Raw genomic sequence first — 15126 nt, forward strand, 5'->3', positions numbered from 1 at the left:
CGAGCCGTGGCCCTTACGCGCCCAATGCCAGTTTCAGAACCGAGAAACCGGCAACGGCAGCGATAACAATCGCGAAAAACGTGCTGGCCAGAAGTGCCAGAACCTTGCGGACCTCGGTGTGCACGTAGTCTTCAATAACCACCTGCATTCCAAGGCGCATATGATAGGTGCCCGTGAAGATCAGCAGCAGGAAGCCGACAGCCACCAGCGGGTTACCCATGAAGGACTTAAAGCTTTCATGGTCGGCGCCAAGCTGCGAAATGACGGCTGCCACCAAAGCGATGCCAAGCGGCACCATGGCAATGGCTGTCACACGCTGGGCAATGAAGTGGCCGGTGCCGTCCTTGGCAGACCCAAGTCCGCGCACTTTGGCGCGGGGTGTACGAAGATCACTCATTACATGGCTCCCATCATGCGGAAGGTGGCAAACCAGATCACCAGCGTGAGGGACACCGACACGATCAGTGTGCCCCAGGCCATCAGATCAACCATGCCAAGGGCAAAGCCGCGCCCCGTGTCCCAGATGAAGTGGCGCAGGCCACCCAGCATGTGATGGATCAGCGCCCAGGTGTACCCGAAGAGCACGAGGCGACCGATGGTGCTGTCAGCCAGCGCCATGAAGCTCGCATAGGCATCCGGACCGATGGCAGCGGCCGCCAGCCACCAGGCCAGCAGGATCGTACCGAAGAACAGCGCCACGCCGGTCATCCGGTGAACGATGGACATCACCATCGACATCAGCGGCGTATAAATCTGCAGATGCGGCGACATCGGCCGCTCTCTCAGCGCCGGCTCCACCTGTGTGTCTGCCATTTGCGAATGCCTCTCAAAAACCTTGGAATCCTGAGGGAAAACCCCTTTGAGGGGTTACTTATCGCGGGTGCCCTCGCGAGGCAAACCGCCCGCGACCAAAAATCCGGCCGGCGCAGGGAAACAAAGACAGGAAAACTGCGTTCTTCAGGGGGTGCAAACAGGATCATCTGCCCCATTTCCCCAACGGCGGGCGACAATTTCTGGACACGAATGACCGCCAGTATCCAGGTCTGGAACGCTCGGCGGACAGTCCTGAACGCGGCGGACCGCACGATTTATTTGTTTATGTAGAGAGGTTTACCCATGGCTCGAGTTAATAGGCCCCTTTTTGTAAGCGCTCTGGGCGCAGCGATTTCGCTGGCGGCCTTTCCCGCGATGGCGCAGGAAAAAGTCGTAAACCTCGTCGTTGACCCGGCACTGACCACTCTTTCAGGTCCGCACCTGCAGGTCTGCCAGCAGGGATTTGAAAATCTCTTTGGCGTCCCCCCGGGCGTAGACCCCGACGAAGCCCTGATTATCCGCGGCGCACGCCAGACATATGTGAAGGACGAGCGCTATGGGGACGCCTTTGGCAGCACCCTTGAAATCGCCATGCCCTACGAGCGCGTGCTGCCTCCCGGGCCGCCTGACGGGGCGGTTCTGACCGGCAAAATCACATGCTACTTCGCAGCAAACGATGCAGGCGCCTTCCCCCTGGCACCCTACGCCGTTCTAATCGAAGAAGAAGATACAGTGCGCCGCGCCACCCCGACCGAACTTGGTGGCTTCAGGTAAGCCAAAGCAACGACGCGCAAACTGCGTTGCGGTTTCTGGCATTCCAGGCCGCGACGCAGCGTGCGCCTTGCCCGCCACGGGGCACGCAAAATGCGTTGCGCCGGGCACCTGTTGCACCCCGCGTTTCTGAGACAGACGTTGTGCCCGCAACCCCTCCAATGCGGGACACCATGACGCATGACCATTCAGGCACTCGACACCGAAACACTTTCCAAAGACCTCAGACGCGTCGCCACCACAGTTCTGGGCCAGCCCTTCACACAGCTTGTCGGGGCGCAGATGTCCGCCATCAGCGAAGGACATCTTGAGCTCTATGTGGACAACCGCGAGGACCTGAGCCAGCAAAACGGGTTCATCCACGGCGGCGTCATCGGCTACCTGGCAGACAACGCCAGCGCCGCCGTTGCGGGCACCATGCGCCCCGCAGGCGCGCTGGGTGCCGTCACCGCCGAATACAAGATCAACATCCTGCGCCCTTCCGTCGGCGACCGCGCCATCGTGCGCGCAAACATCATACGCCGCGGCAAAACCCAGGCCGTCACTGAAGCCAAGGTGTCGTGCATCAACAAGGGCGAAGAGAAACTCGTCGCCGTTGCGCTGGCCACCATCAGCTACCTCTACCCGTGAAGGACGCAGCCCATGACACACACCCCCCGCATAACCACCGAGACGAAAGACGGCGTGACAGCCATCACCATGGATGACGGCAAGGTCAACGTGATGTCCCCCGCCATGCTTGGCGATCTGCACGCGGCTTTCAGGGAAGCAGAAGCCAACAGGGACACCAAGGTCATCCTGCTGACCAGCACCGCAAAAGTGTTTTCTGCAGGCTTTGACATGGCAGTGTTTGCTGCCGGTGCGGATGCCTCTTTGGAAATGCTTGTGCTCGGCGCGGAGCTGGCAGAGCGCATTCTCAAATGTTCAAAGCCCGTGGTCACTGCATGCCGTGGCCATGCCTATCCCATGGGCGCCTTTTTGATGATGTGCGCGGATGTAAGGCTTGGTGCCGACAGCGACTACCGCATCGGCATGAATGAAGTGGCCATCGGCCTGACACTGCCAGCCTTCGCGATTGAGATTGCTCGCCAGCGTCTGACGCCCGCCTACTTCAACAGATGCCTCATGACCGGTGAAATGCTGGCGCCATCAGAAGCAGCGCTTGCCGGGTTCATCGACAAGGTGGTGCCCGCAGACACACTCGACGCACAGGCGCGCTATACCGCTCACAGCCTGACGCAGATCGACCTCAAAGCGCATGCAGGCACCAAGAAGAAAGCGCGCGACACAGCCGCGAAAGCCTTGCGGTGCGCGATAGAAAGCGAACTGACGCCGGACAATCTTGCCACATCAATGGGTGTCAATTAGCGCGGCACGGCCACCCACATATCAAGGTCCAGAATGACACCCTTTCCATCATCTGACTCTGGAAAGGTGGCACACGGAAGATCCTTGGTCGCGATCATGCGCAGGCGCAACAGGCCCGCATCATCGCGCCCTGCAATCTCCGCCTTGTCTTGCACCGCGCTCCAGGCAAAGACGGTATCGCCTGCAAACAGCGGCGCCACATGCCGCCCGCCATTCAGCGCCACCACCTTGACGGCGTTCGCCAGTCCGTTGAACGACAGCGACCGCGCCAGACTGATGACATGGCCGCCATAGATGAGCCGCTTGCCAAACCGGCCCTCGCTTTCGGCAAACTGATTGAAGTGAACACGGGCCGTGTTCTGATAAAGCCGCGTCGCCAGCTGGTGCTCGGCTTCTTCAATCGTCATGCCGTCCATGTGGTCGATCTTCTCGCCCACTTCATAATCGTCCCAGCGATGCGGTTCACCGCTCAAGCCACAATCAAAGTTTGAAAAGTCAGGCACCGAGCGCGACAGAATGCTCTCATGCGCCACGTGACCGGCCAGCACGGGCGGCGGGCTCGCCTCAATGACAGATGCCTCATCACGCTTGCGCACCATCACCCAGCGCACATAGGACAAGACCTCCTGATGGTTCTGATTGAGCCCCCGGGTGCGCACATACACAACGCCGGTCTTGCCGTTGGAGTTCTCCTTGATGCCAATCACCTCAGAGACAGCCCGCAACGTGTCGCCCGCATAGACCGGAACACCAAAGCGCCCTTCGGCATAGCCAAGATTGGCCACAGCATTGAGAGAGATGTCCGGCACCGTCTTGCCAAAGACGATATGGAACACCAGCCAGTCATCCAGCGGTGCCTGATGCAGTCCGCAGGATTGCGCGAAGATTTCAGAGGATTGAAGCGCAAACCGCGAGCCGTAGAGCGCCGTATACAGCGCAACATCGCCCGCTGTCACCGTGCGGGGCGTTGCATGCTCAAGAATCTGCCCGGCAGAAAAGTCTTCAAGAAAATTGCCGCCGCTGGATTTGGATTGGCTCATATCGCCGCCTCCTTGGCGGCAATGGCATCCGCCACGGCCACCAGGCGTCGCGACTCTTCTGCATGCAGCAGTTCGACCATCTTGCCGGCGACCGTGATGACGCCTTTGCCGCGCGCATCCGGCGTATCGAATGCTGCAATGATGTCCCGCGCCTCCGCCACGGCCTCAGCCGATGGCGCAAACACGTCGTTGCAGGGCGCAATCTGCGATGGGTGGATCAACGTCTTGCCGTCAAAACCAAAGTCGCGACCCTGTTCGCACTCCTCTGCAAAGCCGCTTTCATTTTTGATATCATTGTAGACACCATCAATCGCGATGCAGGCCGCATCGCGCGCTGCCAGCAATGACATCTGCAATGCCGTGAGCAACGGCGCGCGCCCGGGCACGCGTGCCGCCTTGAGTTCTTTCACAAGGTCGTTGGTGCCCATGACCAGAACACACATCAAGGGATGCTGCGCAATTTCTTGCGCTGCAAACATCGCAGCCGGTGTTTCCATCATCGCCCAGATCGGTTCGTTGGTGAGAAGGCCCGCCGCTGCATCAACGTCGCCTGGTCCGTTGACCTTGGGAACCAGAATCCCGTCAGCCCCAATGCCATTAACGGCGCGAAGATCATCGCCCCCCCACGGCGTGTCCAGACCATTGACGCGCACAATGACTTCGCGGGGGCCATAGCCGCCGGCCTTTACGGCTGCCACCACCTGCTCCCTGGCAAGGTCCTTGGCGTCCGGCGACACCGCATCCTCAAGATCAAGGATCAACGCATCCGCATCCAGCGTCCGGGCCTTTTCAAGCGCACGCGCATTGGCGCCGGGCATATACAAAACAGAGCGGCGGGGGCGGCCGGCATCAAACTGAGGTAGCATGGTGGTTCCAACGCATTAGAAATGGGCAATATTATCGGCCCGCACCTTATGTCCCAATCGGCAATCACGCCAACAGTCACCCATCTCACACAGGCTAGCCATCACATACAGGATGATCACAAGAGCCCGATGACTGTTCTCGCCATTTCATCTCAGGTCGTTGCCGGACATGTCGGCAATTCAGCAGCGCAATTCGTGCTGCAGACCCTTGGCCACGAGGTCTGGGCCATACCCACTGTCCTGCTGTCGCATCATCCCGGCCACGGCAAACCAGCTGGCCGCGGTACGCCTGCAACTGAGATCAAAGCACTGCTGGATAGTCTATGGGCCGGCGGCTGGATGGATCAGGTCACAGCCGTCATGACCGGCTATTTCACCAGCGATGATCAGATTGACGCTGCGGCAAACACCATCTCGCGCCTCAAACATGCGAAACCCGATCTCCCGGTGTTGATTGATCCCATACTTGGCGACAACGGCACGGTATATGTCCATGAGAGCGTCCCACCAGCCTTGCGCGATACGCTCATGCCCCTGGCCACTATCACCACGCCCAATCTGTTTGAGCTGACCACTCTGGCAGGCCTGCCCTGGCCCGTGGACGACAAGGCCAGGATTGCTGAGGCCGCGCTCAGCCTGAAAACCGCAGAACTGCTTGTGACGTCTGCTCCGGGCACGTCACGTGAGACAATCTCGACCCTTGTCTATGCACACGACGAACACATGACGTTGGAGACACCGCGCACGCCGTCACCGCCCAACGGGATTGGCGACGTCATGGCTTCATCCTATCTGGCCATGCGGCTTCGCGGGTCGGACCCCAGAGCAGCGGCAACAGCAGCATCACGGATTGTCAGCGGGTTGATCGAGACGGCAAGCCGTCAGGCTCTTGCGGAGTTGCCACTCGTGGGCGCAGGTAACATCATCAGGAAGATCGCAGACAGCGCTTAGGCAGCCGCTGTCTTGTTCATGACAATACGCTCAAGCGGGAAGCGGATCGTGATAGCGGTGCCGCGACCCGGTTCGCTATCCACCACCAGCGTTGCCTGATGACTGCGGGCCAGGGCTGCGGTCAACGGAAGACCAAGGCCTGTACCGTCAGCCTTGAACACCGTTGCATCTGCCTGCAGCTGGGCAAACGGCTCAAACGCCTTGGCAATGTCAGAGCGCGCAATGCCGACACCTGTGTCAGCGACCTCAAGGGCAATTCGCCCGTCGGCCTCACGGCGTGCCCGCAGCGTGATGTCACCCCCCTCTGGCGTGAACTTCACGGCGTTGGATACGAGGTTGATCAGCATCTGTTTGAGAGCACGTTCATCCGCGACAAGTCCGGGAAGGTTCGGCTCGATTTCGACAGCCAGGTTCAACTGCCCGCTTTGCGCCCGCGTCCGGATCATGCGTTCGCACGCGACCATGACGTCACCGACATTGAGGTCGTCTTCCGCCAGATCGTAGCTGTCTGCTTCAATCTTTGAGAGATCAAGAATGTCGTTGATGATCGACAGAAGATGGGATCCGGAGTCGTGAATGTCAGACACATACTCCTTGTACTGCTCGTTACCCAACGGACCGAACAGCTCGCTGTTGATGATTTCAGAAAATCCGATAATGGCATTGAGCGGCGTACGAAGTTCGTGGCTCATATTCGCCAGAAACTGTGACTTGGCGGCATTGGCGATCTCCGCCTGGTCGCGCGCCGTCCGCAGCTGCGCCGAAGTCTGTTCGCGCGCCGTCATCTCGCCATGCACGCGGTCCAGCACCTGATTGTACTGGGCAGCAATCTGCCCGGCTTCCGTGTAGGGCTCCACCGGCACGCGCATGGAGAAGTCACCGGTCTGCTTCTGCGTGTCCATGGCATTGATCAGGTCATGAATGGCTGTGGATGCGCCATGCTCGGATGCGTTTAGACCCATATGTTCGGCCTCGGCAGACACGCGCAGGGGGAAGAACCAGTTGATGACCGTCAATGCTGCATAGCCCACGCCGAACGCATAGATGCCGGCAACTGTGACGCCCATCGCCTGCACACCCAGCTGTTCAAGCCGTGTATGGCCCGTGCCCCACAAGGAGGCGTCACCCAGAAGGGCCACTGCCAGCGTGCCCCAGATCCCGGCAGCCAGATGAACCGGCACCGCGCTCACGGCATCATCAATGCGATAGCGCTTGAGCAGTGCCTGGCAGCCAAGTGCCACGGCTGCACCAATACCGCCAATCAGGATGGCCGTGCCGATCGTCGCCACATGAGCGGATGCTGTAATCGCAACAAGTCCGGCCAGGACGCCATTGAGAGAATCCACCGCGTTGGGCGCACCACGGCCGCTCCAGGTCATGCCCATAGCCGTTACACCACCTGCGGCAGCCGCAATCAGCGTGTGGACCATGATGTGCGGGACGGAGACATCCATCGCCAGCGTTGACCCGCCATTGAATCCGAACCAGCCGACCCACAGCAGAAACATGCCGAATACGGCAACCGGGGTATTGTGGGATTCCGTGGCCGAATTGTTTTCATCAAACTGGCCAAGGCGCGGACCAATGATGATCACCGCTGCCAGTGCGACCCAGCCACCGATGCTGTGCACCACAGTTGACCCGGCAAAATCGATAAACCCAAGCTCCTGCAGCCACCCCATCTGAGTATCAATGCCAAAGCCACCCCAGGCCCAGTGACCAAACACAGGGTAGATACAGGCACTCAGAATGACCGCAGTTATGAGATAGCCGCGAAAGCTCATGCGCTCAGCAACAGCGCCGGACACAATGGTCGTCGCCGTGCCGCAGAAAGCCAGCTGAAAGAAGAAGAACGCCATCAACCAGGCGCTGCTGGTGCCCTCAAAAGGGCCGGTATCAAAGAAGAAGAACGACGTGCCGAAGAGACCACCCGCCGTCGCACCGAACATGATGCCGAACCCAACTGCCCAGAAGGCAAGACTGGCAACGCAGAAGTCCGCTACGTTTTTAACGGCAACATTGATGGAGTTCTTGGCGCGAACAAGACCCGTTTCAAGACAGGTAAACCCTGCCTGCATGAGCAGCACCAAAACGGTGCAAACCAATAGCCAGATTGTATTATCCGTAGTGACGGGATCGCCCATACCAAACTCATCAAGACGCAGGTTGAAACAAATACCTGAGCGAGAGTTTGGTGGAAGAAGGTTAAGATTGACGGAACGTCAGTTGTGGAAATGAGACGGGTCCGGAGACTTTTCTTCGTCCGGACCCGTCATATCTTAACAAGTGCTTAGCAGCTACTGGGCTTCAAGCGGAACGAAGGACCCGATCTCAGCTGACGAATTTTCCATAAGCTTCTTTGCTGTCGGCGCTTCGCGCGGCAGCCGGCCCAGGGCCAGCTCCGGGGGGACCGTGTCCGGAATGTCCGGATTAGGCTGCGGTGGACTGAAGTAGCCAAGAGCGTAAGACCCCATGGTGTACCCAAGTAGCTCCTGAAGCTCTGGGGCCAGTGTCTTGGCAACCTCAGGGGGACAGGACAGATACTGGTTTTCTTCCGTCCGCAGCCAACCAAGGCAATAGGTGATGTTCATGCCCACGCGTGGTGCCTGCGACTTGTTTTCACCGCCACTGTGAATGACCGAGCCTGTATACAGCAGCACCGAGCCACGCGGCATCACTGCCTGACACACTTCCTCAGGTTCAGCCTGGCGCTTCTCGTCCCATTTGTGGCTGCCCGGCACCACCTGCGTCGCACCATTTTCCTCGGTGAAGTCCGTCAGTGCCCAGATCGTATTGAACTGCGGCTCGATGTCCGGCAGGTAGCCACCCCACGCAAGCCTGTCGCGATGAAGAGGCTGCTTGCCCTGCCCCGGCAACAGCCGGATGAGCTGCGTCAGATGCAACTGGATCCGATCGCAGTAAGGCAGCAGGAAGTTATTGGCCGCTTCAAGAACAGTAGAGTTCATGACAGCCTCACGACAGGCTGGCGAGCGCGAGACAAGCGCGCCCGTCCGCGTCGTATTGTGACCCGTGAACGCATCATTGCCTTTGGCGGACGCATCCATCAGCGGTTGCGTCTCCGCATCAATGCGCGCGAACAACCCATCATCAAGCGCACCCGTCAAAATCATCGCGCCATCGCGATCCATGATCTTGGCAATGTCTTCCTGCGAGGCCGTTGCCGGCAGGCTTGTCAGTTCAGGCATTGGTGTCTCCTATCTGAGCGAACTGTTTGGGTCATGCGCTGCCATCAGCGGCAGCATCAACGCTGAAACCGTTTTACGCATGCGCGTCATGTCCCAGGCGTCGGGCTCCATCGCCACCCGCACGGCGATGCCGTCCACGCCGGCAATCATGGCATCGGCAACGGTCTGCGGATCGCTAACACCGCCCGCTTCAAGCTCAAGACGCAGTGAGTAGGCAAGCGCCTCATACCCTGCGCGATGCCGCTCCCGAAACGCCGGATCACTGACCCCGCGTCCCCAGAATTGCAGGAACACCCGCCACTCCCGCGCAGTCTCTTCGTCATGCGGCAGATAGGTCATGGCGCGATCCACCGGGTCCATGCCGCGCGTTTGTTCAAGGCGCTCGGCATTGCGCAACCCAACCTGATCAAAGGCCGCCAGCAACACATCGTCCTTGTTGTTGAGATAGTGGACCACAGCTCCGGTGGTCAGCTTGGCCTCGCGGGCCACATCCACCAGCCGGACGCTGTCGAGCCCGTGGGTATCAATGGCAACAACTGCTGCTTCAGCAAGCTGGGAACGGCGCTGATTATGGTCGACTTGTTTTGGCATAATGGTAATTATATAAAAAGCATCTCGTCTCGCAACCCCAAAATGCGGCTGGGCCGATCCTGATCTCTCAGAACCGGCCCACCCAGATGTCGTCGACGGCAAAAGCGGCCTTAAGCAGCTTTCGCCAGATACTTCGTGTTCAGCAACTCGGCGATCTGCACCGCATTGAGCGCTGCGCCCTTGCGCAGATTGTCAGACACAACCCATAGCGCCAGACCATTGTCCACGGTCGGGTCCGTGCGGATGCGGCTGACGAATGTCGCAAAGTCACCCACGCACTCAACCGGCGTGACATAGCCGCCGTCTTCGCGCTTATCCACCACCAGGATGCCCGGCGCCTCACGCAGAATGTTGCGCGCTTCCTTGTCGGAGATCGGCTTGGCGAACTCGATATGAACCGCTTCGCCATGGCCCACAAATACCGGCACGCGCACGGACGTGGCCGTAAGCTTGATCTTGGGATCAAGGATCTTCTTGGTCTCGACGGTCATCTTCCACTCTTCAGTGGTGTAGCCGTCCTCCATGAAGTCGCCCCCATGGGGGATCACGTTGAACGCGATCTGCTTGGGATAGATCGACTTCTCGATCGGATCATTCACAAACACAGCGCGGGTCTGGTTGAACAGCTCATCCATCGCATCCTTGCCGGTGCCCGACACCGACTGATAGGTCGACACAACCACGCGCTCGATCTGGGCTGCGTCATGCAGCGGCTTCAGCGCCACCACCAGCTGCGCCGTTGAGCAGTTGGGATTGGCGATGATGTTCTTTTTGGCGTAGCCCGCAATCGCGTCCGCATTCACTTCCGGCACAATGAGGGGCACATCCGGGTCCGTCCGCCATGTGGATGAGTTGTCGATGACAACCGCCCCCTGCTTGGCGATTTTCGGTGACCATTCCTTCGACACACCGCCGCCTGCAGACATCATCACGATGTCCGTGTCGGAAAAGTCAAAATTCTCCAGCGCCTGACACTTCAGTGTCCTGTCGCCATAGGACACTTCCTTGCCCTGGCTACGGCGCGAGGCAATGGCCACAACTTCAGTGGCGGGAAACTGACGCTCTTCGAGAATATTGAGCATCTCATGCCCGACATTCCCTGTGGCGCCCACAACTGCAACTTTCAAACCCATCGGTTCTGTTCCTTAACGTCTCTGTCTCTTCCGCACCCGCCTGCTTCAACAGGCAAAGCCCCAACTCGTCTGCTCTTGCCTCAAGAGCCGGCAGAAGAGAGGACAAGCGGCGCAAGGGGCAGGATCAGACGGTGATACCCGTCTTGGTTTTGGTGGTCGGAGTGGTGATGGTGGCCGGCGAACACGCAAGATCGCCCGCAAGCGCGCCAACAAAACGGGCGTCTCGCGCGGTCAAAAACTCAGGGCTCATCTCATGCTTGGCCATCAAGGTCCAATTTCCATCAATTTCCGGCGCTTATATGTCACCGCACACCCATTCAGTCAATGAAAGGCGCGTGGGCTGCAGCCATGCCTAAAAGGCTGAGGTGCCACCAAATTTCAGCTTCCGTACGGTCCGTTCCAGCCCCTCGTCAAACACAGCCTCAATGCTCTTTTGAATCTGCTCCTGCTCGACATCCGTATAACTGGCTGGATTCTCCTTGAATTCGACCGGTAGCGGCATGCACGGGCCATCCCATGAGTTGAAGCCCCACTCCCATGCCAGCCGGTCGCCGGTGTCCGCATCAAGAACCCGAACGACAGTCTGCTGGTAGGCACAGTTCTGTCCCATTCCAAAAGTAGACTTACGGTAGACCCCATACCCCGGCGTCACATAGGGATAGTTGTCGTAGCCGGACGGGTGAATGACGGCGACAGCGTCAAAACCCTGCTCTTTGGCTGCCGCCAGAAGAGCCGCAGGCGAACTGGCGAAAAGATCCCGATCAAGACCTTCGGCATCGATGACGCCAACCCGCCCCGGCAACGGACCTGCATCAAGATATTTGGCAAGCGTCGCTTCCGCAAAGCCTGGAACATCCCAATCTGTTACGTCGACCTTCTGGCGTTTATTTTCAAAAATGAGCGTCCCGACAAAATCGTGTTGCCGCATGTTTGACAGGGCAGACGTGACACCCAGCCGCTGGATACCCGCGACATCCTCGGCATCCATCGTCCGGTCCAGCGTCGCACACCCCGCCACAAACATGGCCAGACCTGCGGCAATTGCCGTCTTCACATGATCAATCAATCCACTCACTCCCAAAAACTCAATCTGCCCAAATCACTCAACCTGATAATCGCACCATCATACCCAATCACCACTGCTCACCAACATATGATACGCTCAAGGCGCGCGGGGGTGGATAAGGTTGTGGTCCAAGGAGATGACCTCATGACACCAACGAAAACAGGCGCCCTGGCCCTCATCTGTACGCTGGGTCTAGCGCTATCAGCCTGTGCCGGCGACCGCTCCGAGCAGATCGCGGCACAAAACGAGATCGACCATCAAAACTGCCTCGAGCTTGGCTTCGAGGAAGGCACGGAAGCCTATGGCAACTGCCGCTTGAAACTGCGCGAGATCCGTGCCGCAGAAAGCCAGCGCGACAGTGGCGGCAATTTTGGTGTCGGCATCGGCATTGGCATCGGGCTTTAGGAGGCAATGATGACCCGCATCCTGCTCGCCGCAGCGCTTGCCCTCACCGTCTCAGCCTGCGCCACGGCTGAAGACCGCGCCGCCCGCGCCCAGGCACAACTGGCCGCCGACAAGGCCGAGTGCCAGACCCTCGGCTTCACGCCGGACACCGAAGCCTTCAGCAATTGCCTGCTCAAACTGCGCGAAATCCGCGCCGAGGAAGCCGCCGCCATCGAGCAGCGCCGCGCCAACAACCGCGCCATCTGGGGCCCCGACTGGCCGTGGTACTACAATCGCGGCTATCGGCACCGTCGCTGGTAGCGGCAATATCGCCCATCCAAATTCGGCCTTCCCTCCGGCGTGACCGGAGGAAGAGCGGAAAGGTGTGGATGCCTAGTTGGTCGCCATCTCTTCCACAACCGCGCGACCCATCTGCGATGTCGACACCTTGGTCATGCCGTCCTGCATGATGTCCCCGGTGCGCAGACCCTTGTCCAGCACGGACGTGATCGCGCCTTCCAGCTTGTCTGCCACGTCGCCCATGTTGAACGAATAGCGAAGACACATGGCCAGGCTCGACAGCATGGCGATGGGGTTGGCAATGCCGTTGCCCGCAATGTCAGGAGCTGACCCATGCACCGGCTCGTACAGCGACTTGCGTTTGCCATTGGCGTCCGCCGCACCCAGCGACGCGGACGGCAGCATGCCCAGCGAGCCGGTCAGCATGGCAGCCACATCCGACAGCATGTCACCGAACAGATTGTCCGTGACGATCACATCAAACTGCTTGGGCGCCCGCACCAGCTGCATGCCGCCCGCATCTGCCAGCATGTGGGTCAGCTCAACGTCCTGATAATCCCGCTTGTGCACTTCGGTCACGACTTCATTCCACAGCACGCCGGACTTCATGACGTTGCGCTTCTCCATGGAGCAGACGCGGTTGTCGCGGGTGCGCGCAATGTCAAAGGCTGCCGCAGCAATACGTTCAATCTCGTAGGTGTCATAGACCTGCGTATCGATGCCGCGGCGCTGACCGTTTTCAAGCTCGATGATTTCCTTGGGCTCACCGAAGTAAACCCCACCCGTCAGCTCACGGACGATCAGAATGTCGAGCCCCTCAACAAGCTCCTTCTTCAGCGAAGAGGCTTCCGCCAGCGCACCAAAGCAGATGGCCGGGCGCAGATTGGCAAACAGTTCCATGTCCTTGCGCAAACGCAAAAGACCGGCTTCCGGCCGCACATCGTAGGGCACGTCATCCCACTTGGGGCCGCCGACAGCACCAAACAGCACCGCATCCGCTGCCATGGCCCGCGCCATGTCGTCTTCGGAGATCGATAGCCCATGAGCGTCATAAGCGGCACCGCCGACGAGGCCTTCTTCCACCTCAAAGGACGTCAGCCCCTGGCTGTTCATCCACTCAATGGCGCGGCGCACTTCGCCCATGACTTCAGGGCCAATGCCGTCGCCGGGCAGAAGGAGGATTTTCTGGGTCGCCATGGGACTATGTCTCCGCACTAAAATATCGTGTTCCGTTGGCCGGGTTCCTAGCAGGGCACGAGGCCTGATGCCAGTACCCCCTTCCTCCGCCCCCTCAACCCCGCCATCCTCCGGCTTGACCGGGGGATCCATGCCACGCTCGTGACACGGGGAGGTGGATTGTCCGGTCGAGCCGGACAATGGCGTCGATAGGGCTAACCCATGCCTGACCACCTCACAGCCCCATGGCTGCAAGGAGAAAGATGGGATGGCAGGAGCACCGCCCAAAGGCAGCATGTCCGTGTCTGATGCATTCAGCGCAATCAAGCGCGTCCGGCTACCTGATGGCAGCGCTCCTGCGCGGATGGTCTTCGGCGCCGACCGTCTCCACCGGTGAGCCCGGGTGTTACCCGGTGACCCGCCCGATGCTGCTTTTGTACCGGTCTATCCCTCGTATGAGACGCGAGAACCGCCGGGGCCCGAGAGGACGCAAGGGCCAGCAGAGTCGTCACCGCCATATCGCTGAAGTCCGTTACCCTTCAGCACGCCTGATGACATCCCGCCCGTGTCCCTGTTGGGCAGTCATCACCACGCTCCATGGCATCCGCCCTCCCACCCAGCACCCGGACGGTCCGGACTGCCCAAAAGCAGGAGGCATGCGAGAAGTATGAGGCCCCGCGAGAGACCGGGGATAAGTTTTTGAACTTTTTTGAAACCAACCTGACACCAAGGCCGGACAGACAGGAGATCAGCTCCCGATCACCAGTTCCTGAGAGGGTGCAGTCGTGCCTGCCTGCTCGAGAATGTCATGGTTCTGCCACGGCATAGGGCCAATGGCAGCCAGTCGCTGAGGCTCATCCATCTGGCAGATATCCCCGTTGCGGCTGATGGTTGCCCGCTCCAGGCCTGGCTTGTCCTCGGCTGTTGCAACCACCGGATGCAGCGCGCCCAAGACCTTGCTGACCGAAAACACAAGAGCATCCGCCGGGAATGTGTTTTCCGGCTGCGCGGTCACTTCGATTTCGGCAGACGGCAACCCGCTCGCCGACCCCATCTGTTTTAAATGCGCTGGGTAGGAGTAGAAGCAGCGCATCGACAGGTGGATCTTATCGATAACGAAAACCGCGTTTCCCGAGGCCTGCGCCATTTCAGCCGCACGGGTAATCAGGATCGCAACCGCCCGCTCATATGAGGTCGCTCCAGAAGCAGCGACCTCGACCTTGAAACGGTTCGGAGCCAGGACCTCGTCTTTGTAACCGCCAGCGTAAGTCCAGAAGTTGTAAGGTTTGAGGACCACTGGCTGTATGGTGTCGACCTTGTACCGCCCGCCGCCCTTCGAGGTGCAGGCGACCAGCAATCCGCTGGCAAACACAATCAACCCAATCTTTAAGAGTCCTGACATTCTTCACCCCCAATGCGTGCAATAGCGGCCAGTCTGATCATGCAACTGGCATCGCGCAA

At 59.4% G+C, this 15126-nt stretch carries 18 protein-coding genes; 6 read left to right on the forward strand and 12 right to left on the reverse strand.

The features are described 5' to 3' along the window. Nucleotides 1-13: 13 nt before the first annotated feature. On the reverse strand, nucleotides 14-397 hold the full coding sequence (gene sdhD / locus BN1012_RS14390) for a succinate dehydrogenase, hydrophobic membrane anchor protein (RefSeq protein ID WP_043950130.1): 384 nt from the start codon (nucleotides 395-397) through the stop codon (nucleotides 14-16). Then, nucleotides 397-813, reverse strand: a complete 417-nt coding sequence (gene sdhC, locus BN1012_RS14395) for a succinate dehydrogenase, cytochrome b556 subunit (RefSeq protein WP_043950131.1) — start codon at nucleotides 811-813, stop codon at nucleotides 397-399. The genes sdhD and sdhC overlap by 1 nt, the downstream gene beginning before the upstream one ends. 303 nt (nucleotides 814-1116) lie before the next feature. Between sdhC and BN1012_RS14405 the strand changes: the two genes are divergently transcribed. From BN1012_RS14405 to BN1012_RS14415, 3 genes are all read left to right on the forward strand, one after another. Beyond that, complete coding sequence (locus BN1012_RS14405) at nucleotides 1117-1587, forward strand: hypothetical protein (RefSeq protein ID WP_145973482.1); 471 nt, start codon at nucleotides 1117-1119, stop codon at nucleotides 1585-1587. A gap of 177 nt (nucleotides 1588-1764) precedes the next feature. Then, nucleotides 1765-2214, forward strand: a complete 450-nt coding sequence (locus BN1012_RS14410; RefSeq protein WP_081826428.1) for a PaaI family thioesterase — start codon at nucleotides 1765-1767, stop codon at nucleotides 2212-2214. Nucleotides 2215-2226: 12 nt separating this feature from the next. Then, entirely contained in the window at nucleotides 2227-2952 is a 726-nt protein-coding gene (locus BN1012_RS14415) for a crotonase/enoyl-CoA hydratase family protein (RefSeq protein ID WP_043950134.1), read from the forward strand. On the opposite strand, the gene BN1012_RS14420 is transcribed toward BN1012_RS14415, so the two are convergent. Both BN1012_RS14420 and BN1012_RS14425 read right to left on the reverse strand, forming a co-directional pair. After that, entirely contained in the window at nucleotides 2949-3992 is a 1044-nt protein-coding gene (locus tag BN1012_RS14420; protein ID WP_043950135.1) for a MaoC family dehydratase, read from the reverse strand. The genes BN1012_RS14415 and BN1012_RS14420 overlap by 4 nt on opposite strands. Continuing rightward, on the reverse strand, nucleotides 3989-4858 hold the full coding sequence (locus BN1012_RS14425; protein ID WP_043950136.1) for an HpcH/HpaI aldolase/citrate lyase family protein: 870 nt from the start codon (nucleotides 4856-4858) through the stop codon (nucleotides 3989-3991). The genes BN1012_RS14420 and BN1012_RS14425 overlap by 4 nt, the downstream gene beginning before the upstream one ends. A 48-nt stretch (nucleotides 4859-4906) precedes the next feature. Between BN1012_RS14425 and pdxY the strand changes: the two genes are divergently transcribed. Continuing rightward, complete coding sequence (gene pdxY, locus BN1012_RS14430; RefSeq protein WP_171815984.1) at nucleotides 4907-5809, forward strand: pyridoxal kinase; 903 nt, start codon at nucleotides 4907-4909, stop codon at nucleotides 5807-5809. On the opposite strand, the gene amt is transcribed toward pdxY, so the two are convergent. The 6 genes from amt to BN1012_RS14455 all read right to left on the reverse strand — a co-directional run bounded on the left by amt (nucleotide 5806) and on the right by BN1012_RS14455 (nucleotide 11814). Next, nucleotides 5806-7953: an ammonium transporter gene (amt, locus tag BN1012_RS17105; RefSeq protein WP_052535400.1), complete on the reverse strand. Its 2148-nt coding sequence runs from the start codon at nucleotides 7951-7953 to the stop codon at nucleotides 5806-5808. The two genes, pdxY and amt, sit on opposite strands and share 4 nt — an antisense overlap. Before the next feature lie 153 nt (nucleotides 7954-8106). Then, nucleotides 8107-9015 (reverse strand): phytanoyl-CoA dioxygenase family protein, encoded by a 909-nt coding sequence (locus BN1012_RS14440; RefSeq protein ID WP_043950137.1) that lies wholly within the window; start codon nucleotides 9013-9015, stop codon nucleotides 8107-8109. A gap of 9 nt (nucleotides 9016-9024) precedes the next feature. Continuing rightward, a complete protein-coding gene (locus BN1012_RS17110; RefSeq protein ID WP_052535402.1) occupies nucleotides 9025-9606 on the reverse strand; it encodes a TetR/AcrR family transcriptional regulator in 582 nt (193 codons plus the stop codon). Nucleotides 9607-9716: 110 nt separating this feature from the next. Then, nucleotides 9717-10739, reverse strand: coding sequence for an aspartate-semialdehyde dehydrogenase (locus tag BN1012_RS14450; RefSeq protein ID WP_043950138.1), 1023 nt, complete (start codon nucleotides 10737-10739; stop codon nucleotides 9717-9719). Nucleotides 10740-10863: 124 nt separating this feature from the next. Continuing rightward, nucleotides 10864-11004 (reverse strand): hypothetical protein, encoded by a 141-nt coding sequence (locus tag BN1012_RS17670; protein ID WP_171815985.1) that lies wholly within the window; start codon nucleotides 11002-11004, stop codon nucleotides 10864-10866. Between the two features lie 87 nt (nucleotides 11005-11091). Next, nucleotides 11092-11814 (reverse strand): hypothetical protein, encoded by a 723-nt coding sequence (locus BN1012_RS14455; protein WP_206778004.1) that lies wholly within the window; start codon nucleotides 11812-11814, stop codon nucleotides 11092-11094. Between the two features lie 135 nt (nucleotides 11815-11949). Between BN1012_RS14455 and BN1012_RS14460 the strand changes: the two genes are divergently transcribed. Together BN1012_RS14460 and BN1012_RS14465 are read left to right on the forward strand one after the other, a co-directional pair. After that, the gene (locus BN1012_RS14460; protein WP_145973483.1) at nucleotides 11950-12210 is read left to right on the forward strand and encodes a hypothetical protein; all 261 of its coding nucleotides are present in this window, start codon (nucleotides 11950-11952) and stop codon (nucleotides 12208-12210) included. Between the two features lie 9 nt (nucleotides 12211-12219). Then, a complete protein-coding gene (locus tag BN1012_RS14465) occupies nucleotides 12220-12510 on the forward strand; it encodes a hypothetical protein (RefSeq protein ID WP_145973484.1) in 291 nt (96 codons plus the stop codon). A 72-nt stretch (nucleotides 12511-12582) separates the two neighbouring features. Here BN1012_RS14465 and leuB read toward each other — a convergent pair whose 3' ends face one another. Continuing rightward, nucleotides 12583-13686 (reverse strand): 3-isopropylmalate dehydrogenase, encoded by a 1104-nt coding sequence (leuB, locus tag BN1012_RS14470; RefSeq protein ID WP_043950142.1) that lies wholly within the window; start codon nucleotides 13684-13686, stop codon nucleotides 12583-12585. A gap of 727 nt (nucleotides 13687-14413) precedes the next feature. Beyond that, entirely contained in the window at nucleotides 14414-15067 is a 654-nt protein-coding gene (locus tag BN1012_RS14475; protein WP_043950143.1) for a hypothetical protein, read from the reverse strand. Nucleotides 15068-15126: the final 59 nt, after the last annotated feature.

Origin of the sequence: Candidatus Phaeomarinobacter ectocarpi (genome assembly GCF_000689395.1) — a bacterium.
GTDB lineage: Bacteria > Pseudomonadota > Alphaproteobacteria > CGMCC-115125 > CGMCC-115125 > Pyruvatibacter > Pyruvatibacter ectocarpi.